Here is a 14,168-nt window from a genome sequence, read left to right as displayed (position 1 = left end):
GGGACATTTTGCCGTATTTTGTCCGTTTTTTCAATTTTCAGCTTTGGTCCGTTTTAGCCTGGTACTCTATGAACCTTCAACCAGATTTAAGCATTCACCATATACTCTTTGATATTGTCCAGCACCTTTTCACTCAGAAGGCCGAATGCCTGTTTCGTCCTGCCTGCGGAATAGTTGACGCAGAATACTCTCGGATGGTTTAAAAGCGCTCCCGTCGGATCGCCGATGGCTCCGGCCGTATCACAGGCAAAGTAGTTATCTCCACCATCCAGCCAGTTCTTTAAATCTTCCGCTTCAAAGGCAGGTCCGATGGATGTGTTGAACAGGATCTTTCCATTGCCCAGCGCCTTGAATTCCTCCTCGTGCATGAGAATCACGTTCTTATTTAAGCAGGCAAATACCACCTCGGACTGCTCCAGCAGCTCGGTAAGCGGACGGTATACCATGCCTTCTGCGTCGTAAGCCGGCTTTCTGCTCCTGCTGTAGTAGGAAACCTCGGCGCCCATAAATTTCATGGCCTCGGCGATCATTCCACCGGACACGCCCATTCCCACCATGCCTACCTTGAGTCCCGTGATCTCCACCGGCATCTCCTTCCACATGGGACGGTCATAGCCATGAAGAAAACGCACCAGCTCGCAGACCACGTATTCCACGACACCTCTGTCGCCATAGTCCCGGATTCCTTTCACGGTAACGCCGTGCTCCTCCGCCCAGGCGATGTCCACATTGGCGCTCTCTTTGGAATACAGGCTGCAGCACATGCCCACATAACGGACAGCGGGACAATGTTCAAATACATAGCTGTTGATTTTTGATGTATAGCTGAGCAGGACGCCATCCGCGTCTCCGATTCTCCTGATAATTTCATCATCATCCGCCGGCACGCCGTCGTACATGACGACTTCCTCCGCATACTGATGCAGTTCTTTTTCCGCCTCTTCCACCAGGCTTACCGGCTCGATGGCCACTAATTTCTTAAACATATCCTCATCCTCCTTATTTCGTTAAAATACGATTGGTGATACCAGATTGCGAAGAACGGCCACGACACTCCAGCCCGCGATCGCACTGGTGTCGGAGTAGATATCCACGACCGCCTTTACCCCTTTAATCTCCGCCGTGATCTTATGGTCATCACCCACAAATCCGGGGATGCTGTGAATATTTACCTTCGTGTGTTCCGGACCTGTTGTGGCCAGAGAAGCCGCCACTGCCACATTGACCTTGGTCGGCAGAAGCGCGATCGCTTCCTTCGCATTGCCCGCGAATACCTCTGTGCCCTCTGTGTCTGTCATCAAATGGTCTTCAAACAGAGGCGTATTCTTCAGCGATTTCGGCCCCTTCCTCGTCTCAATACCGGAAACCGCATCCCCCATCAGAGAAACCGTCCGAAGCACATCAAAACCGCCCACCGCGCCGGACGCAATATGTACCCTGGTCCCATGCTCCAGGGCTGTGCGCTTTACTTCCTCATAGAAATCCGCGTCCGCAAATGCGCCGATCGACAGCACAATGATGCTGGTTCCTGCACAAAGAGCCTTGACAGCCATCCCTTTTACCGCGGCAACAGAGGCCGCCTCGGCTATGTAATCCGGTTTCAGCGCCAGAAGCTCGTCCACATCCGCGCACGGCCTGCATCCTGTTTTTTCCGCCAGAGCCTTCGTCTTCTCCTCATTACGGCCCGCGATTCCCACCAGCTCGTACTCGTCCAAATAACCGTTTTTCCACGCGTCTGCAATAATTCCGCCCAGATACCCACTACCCAGGATTCCAAGTTTTAATCTGCTCATGATAAACTCCCTTCGGCCGCCTGCTCGGGCGGCAGTCTTTTTTTCTTTTTCGTTTCTTCGATTCATTTATTTTAAAAACCGGCCGCGACCTCTGTTCCCCATCGCGGCCGGTTTCCATACCAGCCCAGTATACCATGAAATTCCAGTTCAAGGAACCTCTCTTTTTCTGAGATGTTCCGAGTAAAGGGAGCTTACACGCCCTCTCCGTCCGTCTTCACAAGACCCTCCGGCGTCAGCTGATAAACGGCAGTACAGACCTCTTCGATATATTTCCTGTCATGAGAAATGCTTAATATGGCTCCCTGGTACTGGCGCAGTATCTTTCGGATTACCGGCCCTGACAGCGGGGAGAAATTGCGCGTCGGCTCATCCAGGATCAGGACATCGGCCCCTGACAGGCTCATTTTCAGCAGAAGTACCTTTGCCTTCTGGCCGCCGGAGAGCTCCGACATCGGATGATTCATTTCATCGACGGTGTATTTCATAGAGCCCAGATACGTCCGGATGCGTGTCGTCTCTTCCTTGTCACCGGTCACGGACAGAAATTCCACAGGCGTCCGGTCCAGCTCCAGAAGGTCCTCATAATTCTGCGGCATATAACAGGCCCGGATATCGGTCCGGCTTAAAAGCTCCTCCTTCATCTGTTTCAGCAGCGTCGTCTTGCCAGCGCCGTTTTTTCCGGTAATACAGACCCGCTCTCCGCCTTTTATCCGCAGGAATACATGTTCCGCCAGAAGACGCGGTTCCTCTTCTTCCGAGGATGGTGTAAGGAGCCGGTCCAGGGAATATTCCAGAACGGTTTTTCCGGCGGGCATTTTTACCTTTTCACCCAGCTTAAAGAAGATCGCATCCTCAGTCTCCGGTATCTCCGTTTTGTCTAAAGCCTCCCGTTCATACCTCTTTTCCAGAGATTTCACCGCTTTCATCTTCTTTTTCAGCAGGTATCCGCCGTGTGGGTTCTGACGGCTTATGCTGTTCAAATCGTGATCCACCGCCTGCTCGATTCTGCGGAATTTCTCCTGCCGTTTCTTCTCTTCCCTGCGCTCACTTAACGCCTGCTGTTCCTGACTGGCCAGCTGCGCCGCACGGTTTGCCGCATACTGGCGGTAGCTGGTTTTTGCTATGCTGTAGTGGCTTTCCGTTTTACGCTTCAGCTGTTCGATATGGATTACCACATTGGCGGTCCGCTCAATCAGCGTCTCATCGTGGGAGATAAACAACACGGGCTGTACCGCTTCGAGAATCAGCTTTTCCAGCCATTCCAGCGTCTCGATGTCAATGTCATTGGACGGCTCATCCAGAAGCAGGACGGTGGGCTGTGCCATGAGAAGCCGTGCCATCTGCGCTTTTACCTTTTCACCGCCGGAAAGCGTGCTCATCTTCTGGTCCCGGTAGAAGAAATCCGTGGGCAGCTTCAACTGTCCGGCCAGATGGGTCAGTTCTCTGGGCGTCTGCATCCCAAAGGCATCCTCCCCGCAAAAATATTCATAGACTGTCTTTTCTTTCTCCTCCGCTGGCAGTTCCTGGGGCAGATAGCCCGGATGCTCTCCCGTACAGATCCGTTCGCCCTGCGCCTCCGCATAGCCTTCGATCAGTTCGGGATCGTAAATCCATTTTAACAGGGTGCTCTTTCCATTTCCCTCTTCCCCGATCAAAACTACCTTATCCCCGGGGTTCAGCACAAAGCTGAAATCCTTTAATATGACTCTGAAATCCTTTTTATGCGTTATTGTCAATTGTTTTATCTGTAACATAAAAATCCCTCCCGGCCAATCGTCCGGAAGGGATTAAAGATTCTATACGTATGAGGAAACGCGCGCAGAACAAAGCCTGCACAAACTCATGTCTGTACGGAATTTTCCCTGATGACCGGACGAAATGGCATAGAATACAGGGCACCATCTCCGCACTTACGTGGGGGAGCATGCCTGTTACCTCAGTGTTTCTCAGCCTTTTCTTCGTCATTATTTTGTCATCATCTTCCGACAGAACCTTCTTTCCTGTTTTTATTTTTTTAATTGGTGCTATCCGCAGTATACGATAGGGTGGAGAATTTGTCAAGGGGGAGTGATGGAAAGTTACACTCCTGAGTCTGCGGAAAGGGTAAACGAGTGGAAACTGATATTTTTTGTTCCTCTGTACCGAAAGTATAACGCATGGACTCCATCCGGGATTCGGAGATCGGCTTTGTGGGTTTTCCATTCGTTAGAGCTGGTTACCGGGATTTCTCCGAGGGGATTTCCGTCCCAGGATGTTAAGAGTTCAAGGGCTCCGTTTCCCATGCCGCGGGTGGTTACGGAAATTTGTTTTACGGCGTCGCAGGAAAAATATTTAAAGCCTGCGGCGGCGCCGTCCCGCAGGTTGGCTATGTAGCCCTGTGCTTCGGAACCGCCGCATCCGTCCTGGGTGATTTTGGGGAAGCGGCAGTCCATCCAGTCGCCGGGGAGGGCGGTGAAGGCGGACTCATCCCGGCAGTATAGGTTGCAGGCGATGTATGCCGGGTACGTACCGTTTCCCGGGAGAGGGCCCTGGTTGGGGCCGCAGGAGGTCATCTCAGCCTGCGGTATGGAGCCGTCGCCGCGGAATGTGATCGGTTCTATACAGCCCTGTCTGGAGAAATTGGTTCCGTTGGTGTGACGGTGGTAAAAGACGTACCACTGGCCCTGAATTTCTACGATGCTTCCGTGATTATTGCCGCCGTAGTACATGGGACGTTCTGCAGGCTTATAGGTACTGATATAGGAATCGTTGTTGCTCACGATTACGCCGCCGTATGTGAAATCGCGGTTGGGGAATCGGCTGACAGCATAGCAGAGTTCGTGACCCAGGATCGAGGAATAGATCAGGTAATAAAGACCGTTCCGCTTTCTGATGGAGGAAGCCTCGAAGAACTCATGGCCTTCAAAGCCGGTCCCCTGGCTGTGGAAGGCGTCGGGGATCAGGAAGTCCGGCCCCTCTTTGACGGTGACCATGTCAGGCTCTAAGGCACATACCATGGAACCGATGCGTGACGGATCATTTTTCCTGCAGAATCCGGTGTAAAGCCAGGTGGTCTCTCCTTCTGTCAGAACTCCCGGATCAAACTGAGGCTGGTCACCGGGGCGTTTTCCCAGAAGTGTGCCGTCCAGGTAGTGAACGTATCCGTAAAACCGATACGTTCCGGCAGGCGTGTCACAGACTGCCGCCGAGACTATGGGGAGACGGTCCAGTACGTAGTAAAGATAGTACCTTCCGTCCGGGCCTTGTGTGACGTCCGGGGCATAGAGACACATTTCACCGTCGCCGTTTTCCGGGTCGTCAGTCCGTTTGTAGATCACGCCCTCACAGGTCCAGTCCGTCAGGTCGCAGACAGGGGCCGACCAGCAGACGTAATCGCCGGGACAGTAGACGTATCCGTTAAAATGGTCATGGGAGCCGTAGACGTAAACGCGGTCGCCAAAGACGTGCGGCTCGCCATCCGGTACGTATTCCCATGATGGAAGATATGGGTTAAATCCTGGTTTCTTCATAGTATGTATACTCTCCTTTTACTTGGACGGTTTTAACCCTTTAATCCGCTGGTGGCAATGCCTTCGACAAAGTATTTCTGTGCCATGAAGAACAGGAGGATCAGGGGCAGTACGACTACGAAGGAGGTGGCCATGATTTTGCCCCAGTTGATCACGGATTCGGAATCCAGGGATAAGCGGAGCGCCAGGGATACGGTATATTTCTTCCCTGAATTGATAAAAATCAGGGAATTGAAGTAGTCGTTGTACGTCCACATGAACTGGAATAATGCCGCAGAGAACAGGGACGGCTTCATGAGGGGCAGGATAATCTGCATCAGCGTGCGGAATGTGCCGCAGCCGTCTATGTATGCCGACTCGTCCAGATCCCGCGGAATTCCCCGCAAAAACTGCACCAGCATGAAGATAAAGAACGGATAGCAGGCCAGAGCCGCCAGGGCGTAAAAGGGGATATACGTATCAATCCAGCCAAATTTGGCAAACAGCGTGTAGCGCGGAATGATAATGACCGCATTGGGAAGCATCAGCGTCGCAATCAGAAGGGAAAACAGCGCCTTCTTAAATGGAAAATTGAATCTGGCAAAGCCGTAGGCCACAAGGGTGCTGGACACCAGCGTCAGCAGGGTGACCGGAATCACCAGCCGGAATGTATTCCAGAAATAGACGGCGTATGTCATGGTGCCGCTTCCTCTCCAACCGTCTATAAAATTCTGAAAGCTGTAATGGGTGGCCAGCAGTTTCGTGGAGCCAAATATTTCATCGTTGGTCTTGAATGCCGCAAAAAACATCCAGAGAATCGGATACAGCAGCACCAGTCCGATCACCGCGATCACAAGATAGGACAATATGGTCTTCACAGTCTTTTTCGTCGTTTTTCTATTCATATTCATCCCTCTTCCATCAGAAACTTCCTTCGTCGTCATAGTGAACCCAGACAGACGAGGATCGGAACAACAACATGGTAACTGCCACGATCATGACAAAGATCGCCCAGGAAATGGCGGAGGCATACCCCATCTTAAAATAGGAGAAGCCCTCCTTGTACAGCTTCATTCCCAGCACATACGTGGATTTCACCGGGCCGCCCTTGGTGATGACGAAGGCGGAGGTGAAGTTCTGCAGCGCCTGAATCGTCTGCATGATCAGGTTAAAAAATATGATCGGAGTGATCTGGGGAAGCGTGATCCGGAAGAAGCTCTGAAGCTTTCCCGCTCCATCGATGGAGGCGGCCTCGTAAAGCGACGCGGGAACCTGCTTTAAGGCAGCGAGAAACATCACCATGGAGGAACCAAACTGCCAGATTTCCAGGGCGCAGATGGTCTTTAGTGCATATCTCGGATCGCCCCAGAACTGGATGGCCGGCAGACTTAAGCCTGTAAGCAGGGCGTTGATCACGCCGTTGTCGATGAAAAGCGCCTTCCACAGGACAGAGACCGCCACGCTTCCGCCAAACAGCGACGGTATGTAGTAGAGCGTCCGGATCAGGTTAATCCCCTTGATGTTGCGGTTTAAAAATACAGCGACCGCCAGGGCCATCACCAGCTTGCCGGGTACGGTATACAGGGTATAGACCACAGTCACCTTCACCGAATTCCAGAACTCGGTGTCCTTGGTAAAGAGATAGCGGTAATTATCCAGGCCGCTCCAGTTTGGACTGGAGCTGACCTGATAATTGGTAAATGAATAATAGAAAGAACATAAAAATGGATAAATCTGAAGGATAAGCATTCCCAAAATCCAGGGCATCAGGTAGAGAAATGCCTGATAGTCCCGCTTCTTATACCGTTTGGTTTTTATTGCTGTCTGGTTTGCTGCCATAATAGTTTCCCCCGCCGCCGTTTACTGAATGCCGGAAATGTAATTGTTCAGCAGGCTGATAGTCTCCTCAGACGCGCTTTCCGGAGTTGTCACTCCGAATCCAACCGCCTCCACCTCATCGGTCACGATCTGCTTTGCTTCCGCAGCTGAAAAATACTTATCGTCAACCATTCCGCTGTAGCTTCCGGCTACATCCGCGGCCTCCGACAACAGCTTGCTCAATGAGCCGTCCGCCGTACAGATTTCTCTGGCCTTTGCAGTCGGAGGAACACTTCTGGTGCATCCCAAGGTCTCCATGGCCTTCTCATTGTTAAAGAAATAATCTAAAAATTCCACTGCCGCTTCCGGATTTTTGGATTTGGCGTTGATCGCTATGATCTGCGGGCAGTTTGCATTCCATGCATCCACATCGGAGCCCTGATAGAGAGGGAAGAGACCGGCTGTGTATTCTGCATCCGCATTGGCAGCCGCCAGGGTTTCCATGGTGGACATGTAGGTAAAGCTGCAGACGTATTTTCCGGCAATCCAGTTTGGATCGGACTGCATATTGTCTCCGGAGTATGCGGCCGAATAGGAAGCCGGAGCGATCACTTCCTCATCGTACAGGCGTTTCACAAAGGTGTAGACCTCCTGCCACTGCTCGGATGTTAAGTTAATCTCCTTCGTTTCCTCGTTGATAAACGTCTTGCCGCTTAACTGTTTCGCATAGTTGTTGGCCAGAATATTGGCCACATAATCCTTGTTGGAGCAGATTAAGTACATGGAATCGTCGTACTCTCTCACCTTTTTCGCCCAGTCAAAGATGTCGTCCCAGGTATACTGGGTGTGGAAATCGATACCGATCTGATCTGCCAGTCCCTGATTTACCAGAACCGCGCCGCCGGATATTCCGGTCGGGATTCCGAGCTGCTTTCCATCATAGAAGCCGTTGATTCTCAGCTTATAGTAGTTTTCGTCAAAATTGGAAAAATCGAAGCTGGAAGTATTTAAATCCAGGAAGTAATTGGTCTCATCGGAAACCAGCGCCGGCATGAGGCCCGGATCGATCTGGATGATGTCGGGAGCCGTTCCGCTTGCGAGCTGGGTTGCCAGTTTGTCCGCATAGCCGTCGGAGCTTCCGTATTCCGGTTCGATCTTAATATTGGGATTCAGCTCTTCAAACTGCTTAATCACATCGAGCGTGGCCGCAAGGCGTTCCTCACCGCCCCACCAGGAAAACCGCAGTGTAATCTGTTCCGATCCGCCATCCGCTGTTTTGGCGGTTTCTTTTTCCGCCGCCGCGGTCTGGCCCTGTTCTGCCTTCGTATCCGCAGCGGTCGTCTCACCTTTTCCGCCCCCACAGGCTGTTAATAAACTTGCTGCCAGACAGAGCACCGCTGGTATTGCTAAATATTTTTTCATGAAACCTTCCTCCATTTTCTTGTTTGGACGTCCGGACCGTCTCTCCTTTTGATACTCCTATTTTATAATGAAACCAGGAGAAATAAAAGGCGCCCGGCTTTCTAAAATTCTTCTTAAATTGCGATATCTGCAAAAAATGGTATCATTCCTTTTGATAACCGAAAGGAATGATACCATCTCTTACACATTCATCTTTTCACAGGGTATATAGAAGCTGACCGCGGTTCCCATCCCCTTTTTCGACCAGACACGCAGGGCGCTATCCTCTCCATACCGGAGCACGAGTCTCCGGTACAGATTCGCCAGTCCGATTCCACCCGCGTCATCACTCGAAAAGCGGCTCTCCAGACCGGCCTTCTCTTCTTTGGTCATCCCCGCTCCGGTGTCCATCACACAGCAGCGCAGGCGTTCTCCCCGTTTCTGAATGGATACCTTGACGTAGCCCTTCTGCTTCGATCCGCGTATCCCATGGAGCAGGCTGTTCTCCACCAGCGGCTGTAAGAACAGCCGGAACACCGCGGCGTCCATCACCTCATCATCGACCTCATAGTAGATGATAAACTGGTCGCCGAACCGGAATTTCTGAATAGCCGCGTATTTTTTTAAGTACTGGATCTCCTCCTCCACCGTGACCGGCTCCCCGGGGGCGCTCAGCGCATATTTTAAGATATCCGAGACGCAGCGGATTACCGTGCTGATCTCCTCGGGACTGGCCCCCTGCTTCCGCACCTCCATGTCCACGGTCTGAAGCGTATTGAACAGGAAATGGGGATTGATCTGAAGCTGGAGCGCCATCATTTCCGCGTGTTCTCTCTTGTATTCATTTTCCTTTAGCTGGGCGTTTAAATGGTTGGTGTTCAGGAACAGATAGATGATATTATTCATGATCACATCGTATTCGTCCCGGTTGCTGTTTTCCGGCTTCGCCACCGGCAGCCCCTTTTCCGCCTCATTGAACACCGAAATCATATAGGAAATCTGGTCAAAGGACCGCTTCGTCGTCAAATACGCCAGGAACACCACCACACAGAGATCCAGGACCAGAAACGCCAGGAATGACTGCAGCATGGCGAAAATACTCTCGGTTCTGGCCTTTGAGGAGATCGCCGACACGTAATACACTTCCATCGCATCGTAGCTTCCCACACTCAGGAGGCAGGTGCCGTTCTGAGTCCTGACCCAGGTGCCGTCCATCCCCTTTAAATGCTCCTGCCATCCGTCCCCATACTGTTCCTTCAGCCGTGCAAAATACTCCCGGTCCCCGTTCTTACCGCTTCCCGCCGACTGTTCTGCCAGGACATCGCCGTCCCTGTTTACCAGATAGACCGTCTCCTCATGGCCGGAAATCTGCTTTGCCAGAATCTCCTCCAGCTTCGCCACGTCAATGTTTACCACAATACATCCCTTCTGTAAAAGAAGGCGTTTGTAAATGCTCAAAACAGGAACCACCTGATCCGCTCCCAGGGATATCTCCCGCGGCGCAATGTAACTGCTGCTGTCCTTTGCAATCTCCCGGTAGACATCGAGCCAGGAGGAATCCGTACTCTCATCTATGGTATGAATACCCTTGTCCGAGGAAAAATACCGGGCCGCGCCGTCGGTGTAGAGATAGATGGACTCCACATACTCATGGGAATCCTTGATACTCCGCAGAATGGCCAGAAGGCTGTCGATGTTGACCGCATCGCCGTAAGCCATTTCGCTCTGGGACAGAATTCTCTTTAGCGACAGGTTCATCCGGGTCGTGCTGGTCAGCAGATCGTTCTGGTAGAGGACATTGCTCAGGACCAGATCAAAGTTCACATCCACCGCATCCACGGTCTGTCTCCCCTGTCTCTTTAAGTCCCGGTCTATCGTCCGCAAATTCAGGACGCAGAACGCCGTAAACAGGAGCGTCATCGGCAGGAGCATCATACCCAGATAAATCGCCACACGCTTGAAAAAGAACTTTTTCTTCACTGCCCTTCCTCCGTCTTTGATTTCCGGTATTCCATCGGAGTCATTCCATAGTATGACTTAAACGCCCTGGAGAAGTTCTTCGGATTGTCGTAGCCGATATAGTAGGCAATGTCATAGCTCTTATAACGAATGTCCTCCAGCATCTCCTTCGCCTTCTCCATCCGAATGGAAAGAAGCGTATCCGAAAAGCTGGTCCCATTTTTCTCTTTGAAAATCTTAGATAAGTAAGCAGGGCTTAAATTCACCGTCTCGGCCGCCCCCTCCAGGGAGGCATCCTGATAATGCTTCCTCAGATACTCCCTGACGCCGGACACGATCTTGTCGTAATACCCTTTTGGAAGCTCCACCTTCTTCTGGCTTCTGGCATCCAGCTGCTCCTTCACCCGGCCCAGACATTCCAGAAGCATGGCGTAATCCACCGGCTTCAGCAAAAAGTCCTCCACCCGGTTCTGAATCGCCGCCCGGAAATAGTCGTAATCCTGGTGGCTGCTGAATAAAACCACCTTCACATCTTCCTTCTCTAACAATCTGCGGCTGAGCTCGATGCCATCCATATCCGGCATCTCAATATCGCTGAGCACCACGTCCACCTGATTGTTCTCCATAAATTCCAGCGCTTCCACCGCGCTGGTGAAGAGGCCCTCCACGGAAAATCCTATGGTCTTCCACGGAAAAAGCATCCCCATCCCTTCTACGATTTTTTCCTCGTCATCGATAATAATCAATCGGTACATATCCCTTTATCCCCCGTTAAAATCAGCCTTACGGCTTCCCAGCCGCAGCTTTTTACACTACCTGCATTATAACATACCGGCTTTAAAAGGCAAATGCGGATTTCACCAATCAGCAGACCTGTTTCTTTGTACAAAACGTCCTTTGAAATCCGGCCTTTATCTATGGTAAAATAGATCCGGACCCTATACCCAATCTGATTAAACGAGGACATAACCATGACGAAAGACGACGCATTAGAACTGATCGAAAGAATGCCGTACATACCGGCCTTTGTGATCTCCAACGAAAGAAACCGCTTAAGCGCCCTCCGGGCCGCTCAGAAATCCGACGATCCGGTTGAATGGATCAAAGTCGTAAAAACCATCTATATCTGCCGGAACGACCCGAAAACAGGAAGGCGTCCCAGCGACGCGGAAGCCGCCATGGAACAGCAGGCAAAGCTGCAGCTCCAAAACCTCCTGGTTCCCGCCCTCGGCCTGGATCCGGAACAGCTGGATTCCTTTATTGAAAGCCACCTCGCCAATATGTGGTAAATGGTATCCCAGGCGATCGGACAACGCTTCCCGCTTCACCGGCCGGAAGCGTTATTTCACACGCACCGCCACCTTCACGACGTAATCCGCGGTATCTCTGACCGTCAGTTCATCGAGGAGAAGGTCCTCATACCACATTTCATCCAGACGGATCCCCTGTTGTTCGGCGAAATCCCGAATAACCGGATACGCCTTCCCCATGTCTCCGTCGTACCCCCGGTAATACAGTTCCACGTAGGTTCCCGCCGGCTTCACATACGGTTTCAGCGCCGAAATGCGCTTATCCAGCCGCGTATAGACACTCCGGTAGCGGTCGTATTTCCCCGCCTCTAAGTCTCTGCCCAGACAGACTGCGCCCACGGCGTTCATGCTGATATGGTACTGCTCGCAGACCCTGACATGGTGTGCGATCTCCTCTGCCAGCTTCCGTTCCCCTGTGATATTCACCTCGGAAGAAAATAAGTATTCCTGGCCTCTCTCCGCCAGCTTCGGCTTATCCACCTCGGCCTCCAGCGCCTCCTTAATCGTCGTTCTCTCCCACTCCATAAAACGCTTCATATTTTTCAGACGTTCAATCTCCTGGTCGATCTCCGCATCCTTCTGATCCACCAGCGCCAGAAAATGCTCCGGCGACCGGGTCTCCATATACTCCCTGATCTCACTGAGAGGCATCCCCAGCTTCTGCAATGCCCGAATCACCTCAAACGTATCCATCTGCCACACAAAATAATACCGGTAATTATTCTCCTCATCCTTCACCACCGGCGAAAACAGACCAATCTCATCATAGTGAAACAGCGTATGCTTCTTAACCCCTAAAATCTTCGCAAACTCACCTGTTGTAAAATATAACTCCGACTGTTTTTCCATATTTTGATTCCTCTGTTGCAGCTCACAGCCCTGTCGGTCACCGCTTCCCGGTCTGTGAGCTGCAACATTCCTTTCTATATACAAAGTTTTTCTGCTTGACTATCGGCCTACCCTATACCCTATGATAATCCATGCGGCTGAAATTTACAAGAAAATCAGGAGAAATAGTATGAATTATTCACTGGCAAAAAAATTTACATTTGGTTCCCTCATGATGTTTGCACTGCCGACGACCATCATGATGATTTTTACCTCCCTCTATACGATTATTGACGGGGTCTTTGTATCGCGTTTCGTCGGGACCAATGCGCTTTCATCCATCAATATCGTTTATCCCGCCATTAACATCGTGCTCGGCATTGCGGTCATGTTTTCAACCGGCAGCTGCGCCATCGTTGCAAAGAAGATGGGCGAAGGAAAAGCAGAGGAAGCACGGGCTGCCTTTACTTCTATTATATATTTGAATATCATTGTCGGAGCCGTAACGGCGGTTCTCGGCAATCTCTTTGCTGCACCGATCGTACGGCTCCTGGGAGCCAGCGACCTGCTCATGAGCGACTGTATTACTTATATGAGATGGCAGATGGCCTTCGCTCCGGCGCTGATGCTTCAGATTCTGTTTCAGATGTATTTTATCACGGAGGGGCGGCCCGGACTGGGACTTTTTCTTACGATTCTGGCCGGCTTAAGCAACGCGGTTCTGGATTATATTCTCATCGTCCCGCTCAAGCTGGGCGTGGCTGGCGCTGCCATTGCTACCGTTATCGGCTACATGATCCCTGCGGTATTCGGTCTGATCTACTTTGCCTTTTCCCGCAAGGCGCTGTGGCTCGTAAAGCCCCGTCTTTCTGCGGCAGAATTAAAGGAAACACTGATTAACGGTTCCTCGGAAATGGTGACCAATTTATCCTCCGGCATTATCACGTTCCTGTTCAACCTCCTGATGATGCACTACGCAGGAGAAGACGGCGTCGCGGCCATCACCATTATCCAGTACTCCCAGTTCCTGTTAAATGCATTGTACATGGGATTTTCACAGGGCGTCTCACCCGTCATCAGCTACAATTACGGCAGCCGCAATACGAAGCAGCTGAAGCAGGTGTTTAAGACCTCCCTGATCTTTACAGGTGTCACTTCGTTCCTCGTATTTGCCACAGCACAGCTGGCGGGCGGGATTATCGTAACGATTTTCGCACACCCCGGCACAGCCGTATACGATCTGGCCCGCCACGGATTCATGGTGTTCTCTTTCGGCTACTTATTTTCCGGAGTCAACATCTTTTCGTCGGCCCTGTTCACCGCTTTATCTAACGGCAGGGTATCGGCTGTGATTTCCTTCGTGCGCACGCTGTGCCTGATCGTCCTATGCTTACTGCTCCTTCCTCTTATTATGGGGCTTGACGGAGTCTGGCTTGCCGTTCCGGTAGCAGAAGCGGGAGGGTTCCTGCTCTGCCTTTTCTTCCTGAAGAGGCATGCAAAAACATACAGCTATATTTGATTTATGCATACGGCGTTCATACAAAACAGGTCAGCATTTTCGAAGTTGAAAA

12 protein-coding genes are annotated in these 14,168 nt (G+C 51.4%); 2 read left to right on the top strand and 10 right to left on the bottom strand.

Annotated features, from left to right (window positions below):
• Nucleotides 1-86 precede the first annotated feature (86 nt).
• The 9 genes from H8S80_RS27425 to H8S80_RS27385 all read right to left on the bottom strand — a co-directional run bounded on the left by H8S80_RS27425 (nt 87) and on the right by H8S80_RS27385 (nt 11,214).
• Nucleotides 87-986, bottom strand: coding sequence for an NAD(P)-dependent oxidoreductase (locus H8S80_RS27425; protein WP_117621004.1), 900 nt, complete (start codon nt 984-986; stop codon nt 87-89).
• Nucleotides 987-1,007: 21 nt separating this feature from the next.
• Nucleotides 1,008-1,793: an aspartate dehydrogenase domain-containing protein gene (locus H8S80_RS27420; RefSeq protein ID WP_117621030.1), complete on the bottom strand. Its 786-nt coding sequence runs from the start codon at nt 1,791-1,793 to the stop codon at nt 1,008-1,010.
• Between the two features lie 191 nt (nt 1,794-1,984).
• Nucleotides 1,985-3,547: an ATP-binding cassette domain-containing protein gene (locus H8S80_RS27415; protein ID WP_117621005.1), complete on the bottom strand. Its 1,563-nt coding sequence runs from the start codon at nt 3,545-3,547 to the stop codon at nt 1,985-1,987.
• 324 nt (nt 3,548-3,871) lie between these two features.
• Nucleotides 3,872-5,302 (bottom strand): family 43 glycosylhydrolase, encoded by a 1,431-nt coding sequence (locus H8S80_RS27410; RefSeq protein ID WP_117621006.1) that lies wholly within the window; start codon nt 5,300-5,302, stop codon nt 3,872-3,874.
• 32 nt (nt 5,303-5,334) lie between these two features.
• Nucleotides 5,335-6,186 carry a carbohydrate ABC transporter permease gene (locus H8S80_RS27405; protein ID WP_002601021.1) on the bottom strand — a complete coding sequence of 284 codons (852 nt, stop codon included), beginning with the start codon at nt 6,184-6,186 and terminating at the stop codon, nt 5,335-5,337.
• A 16-nt stretch (nt 6,187-6,202) separates the two neighbouring features.
• Nucleotides 6,203-7,120: a carbohydrate ABC transporter permease gene (locus H8S80_RS27400; protein WP_002601022.1), complete on the bottom strand. Its 918-nt coding sequence runs from the start codon at nt 7,118-7,120 to the stop codon at nt 6,203-6,205.
• 21 nt (nt 7,121-7,141) lie between these two features.
• On the bottom strand, nt 7,142-8,521 hold the full coding sequence (locus H8S80_RS27395) for an ABC transporter substrate-binding protein (protein ID WP_181987895.1): 1,380 nt from the start codon (nt 8,519-8,521) through the stop codon (nt 7,142-7,144).
• A 180-nt stretch (nt 8,522-8,701) separates the two neighbouring features.
• Nucleotides 8,702-10,480, bottom strand: coding sequence for a cache domain-containing sensor histidine kinase (locus tag H8S80_RS34905; protein ID WP_117621008.1), 1,779 nt, complete (start codon nt 10,478-10,480; stop codon nt 8,702-8,704).
• Nucleotides 10,477-11,214 (bottom strand): response regulator transcription factor, encoded by a 738-nt coding sequence (locus H8S80_RS27385; protein WP_002601025.1) that lies wholly within the window; start codon nt 11,212-11,214, stop codon nt 10,477-10,479. Before H8S80_RS27385 ends, H8S80_RS34905 begins: the two co-directional genes overlap by 4 nt.
• Before the next feature lie 216 nt (nt 11,215-11,430).
• On the opposite strand from H8S80_RS27385, the gene H8S80_RS27380 reads away from it, so the two are divergent.
• Nucleotides 11,431-11,748, top strand: coding sequence for a hypothetical protein (locus H8S80_RS27380; protein ID WP_117621010.1), 318 nt, complete (start codon nt 11,431-11,433; stop codon nt 11,746-11,748).
• 51 nt (nt 11,749-11,799) lie between these two features.
• On the opposite strand, the gene H8S80_RS27375 is transcribed toward H8S80_RS27380, so the two are convergent.
• Nucleotides 11,800-12,618 (bottom strand): MerR family transcriptional regulator, encoded by an 819-nt coding sequence (locus tag H8S80_RS27375; protein ID WP_117621011.1) that lies wholly within the window; start codon nt 12,616-12,618, stop codon nt 11,800-11,802.
• A gap of 169 nt (nt 12,619-12,787) precedes the next feature.
• Here H8S80_RS27375 and H8S80_RS27370 point away from each other — a divergent pair, with 169 nt between their 5' ends.
• Nucleotides 12,788-14,116 (top strand): MATE family efflux transporter, encoded by a 1,329-nt coding sequence (locus H8S80_RS27370; RefSeq protein WP_117621012.1) that lies wholly within the window; start codon nt 12,788-12,790, stop codon nt 14,114-14,116.
• Nucleotides 14,117-14,168 lie beyond the last annotated feature (52 nt).

It is taken from the genome of Hungatella sp. L36, from assembly GCF_014288035.1.
The sequence above is the reverse complement of the archived record's forward strand: the minus strand, read 5'-3'. Positions and strand labels throughout refer to the sequence as shown.

Bases quoted from the DNA above. Each gene is read 5' to 3' on its own strand.
- H8S80_RS27405 (WP_002601021.1), bottom strand. From the start codon at position 6,186: ATGAATAGAAAAACGACGAAAAAGACTGTGAAGACCATATTGTCCTAT.
- H8S80_RS27375 (WP_117621011.1), bottom strand. From the start codon at position 12,618: ATGGAAAAACAGTCGGAGTTATATTTTACAACAGGTGAGTTTGCGAAG.
- H8S80_RS27370 (WP_117621012.1), top strand. From the start codon at position 12,788: ATGAATTATTCACTGGCAAAAAAATTTACATTTGGTTCCCTCATGATG.
- H8S80_RS27395 (WP_181987895.1), bottom strand. From the start codon at position 8,521: ATGAAAAAATATTTAGCAATACCAGCGGTGCTCTGTCTGGCAGCAAGT.
- H8S80_RS27425 (WP_117621004.1), bottom strand. From the start codon at position 986: ATGTTTAAGAAATTAGTGGCCATCGAGCCGGTAAGCCTGGTGGAAGAG.
- H8S80_RS27415 (WP_117621005.1), bottom strand. From the start codon at position 3,547: ATGTTACAGATAAAACAATTGACAATAACGCATAAAAAGGATTTCAGA.
- H8S80_RS27380 (WP_117621010.1), top strand. From the start codon at position 11,431: ATGACGAAAGACGACGCATTAGAACTGATCGAAAGAATGCCGTACATA.
- H8S80_RS27410 (WP_117621006.1), bottom strand. From the start codon at position 5,302: ATGAAGAAACCAGGATTTAACCCATATCTTCCATCATGGGAATACGTA.
- H8S80_RS27385 (WP_002601025.1), bottom strand. From the start codon at position 11,214: ATGTACCGATTGATTATTATCGATGACGAGGAAAAAATCGTAGAAGGG.
- H8S80_RS27400 (WP_002601022.1), bottom strand. From the start codon at position 7,120: ATGGCAGCAAACCAGACAGCAATAAAAACCAAACGGTATAAGAAGCGG.
- H8S80_RS27420 (WP_117621030.1), bottom strand. From the start codon at position 1,793: ATGAGCAGATTAAAACTTGGAATCCTGGGTAGTGGGTATCTGGGCGGA.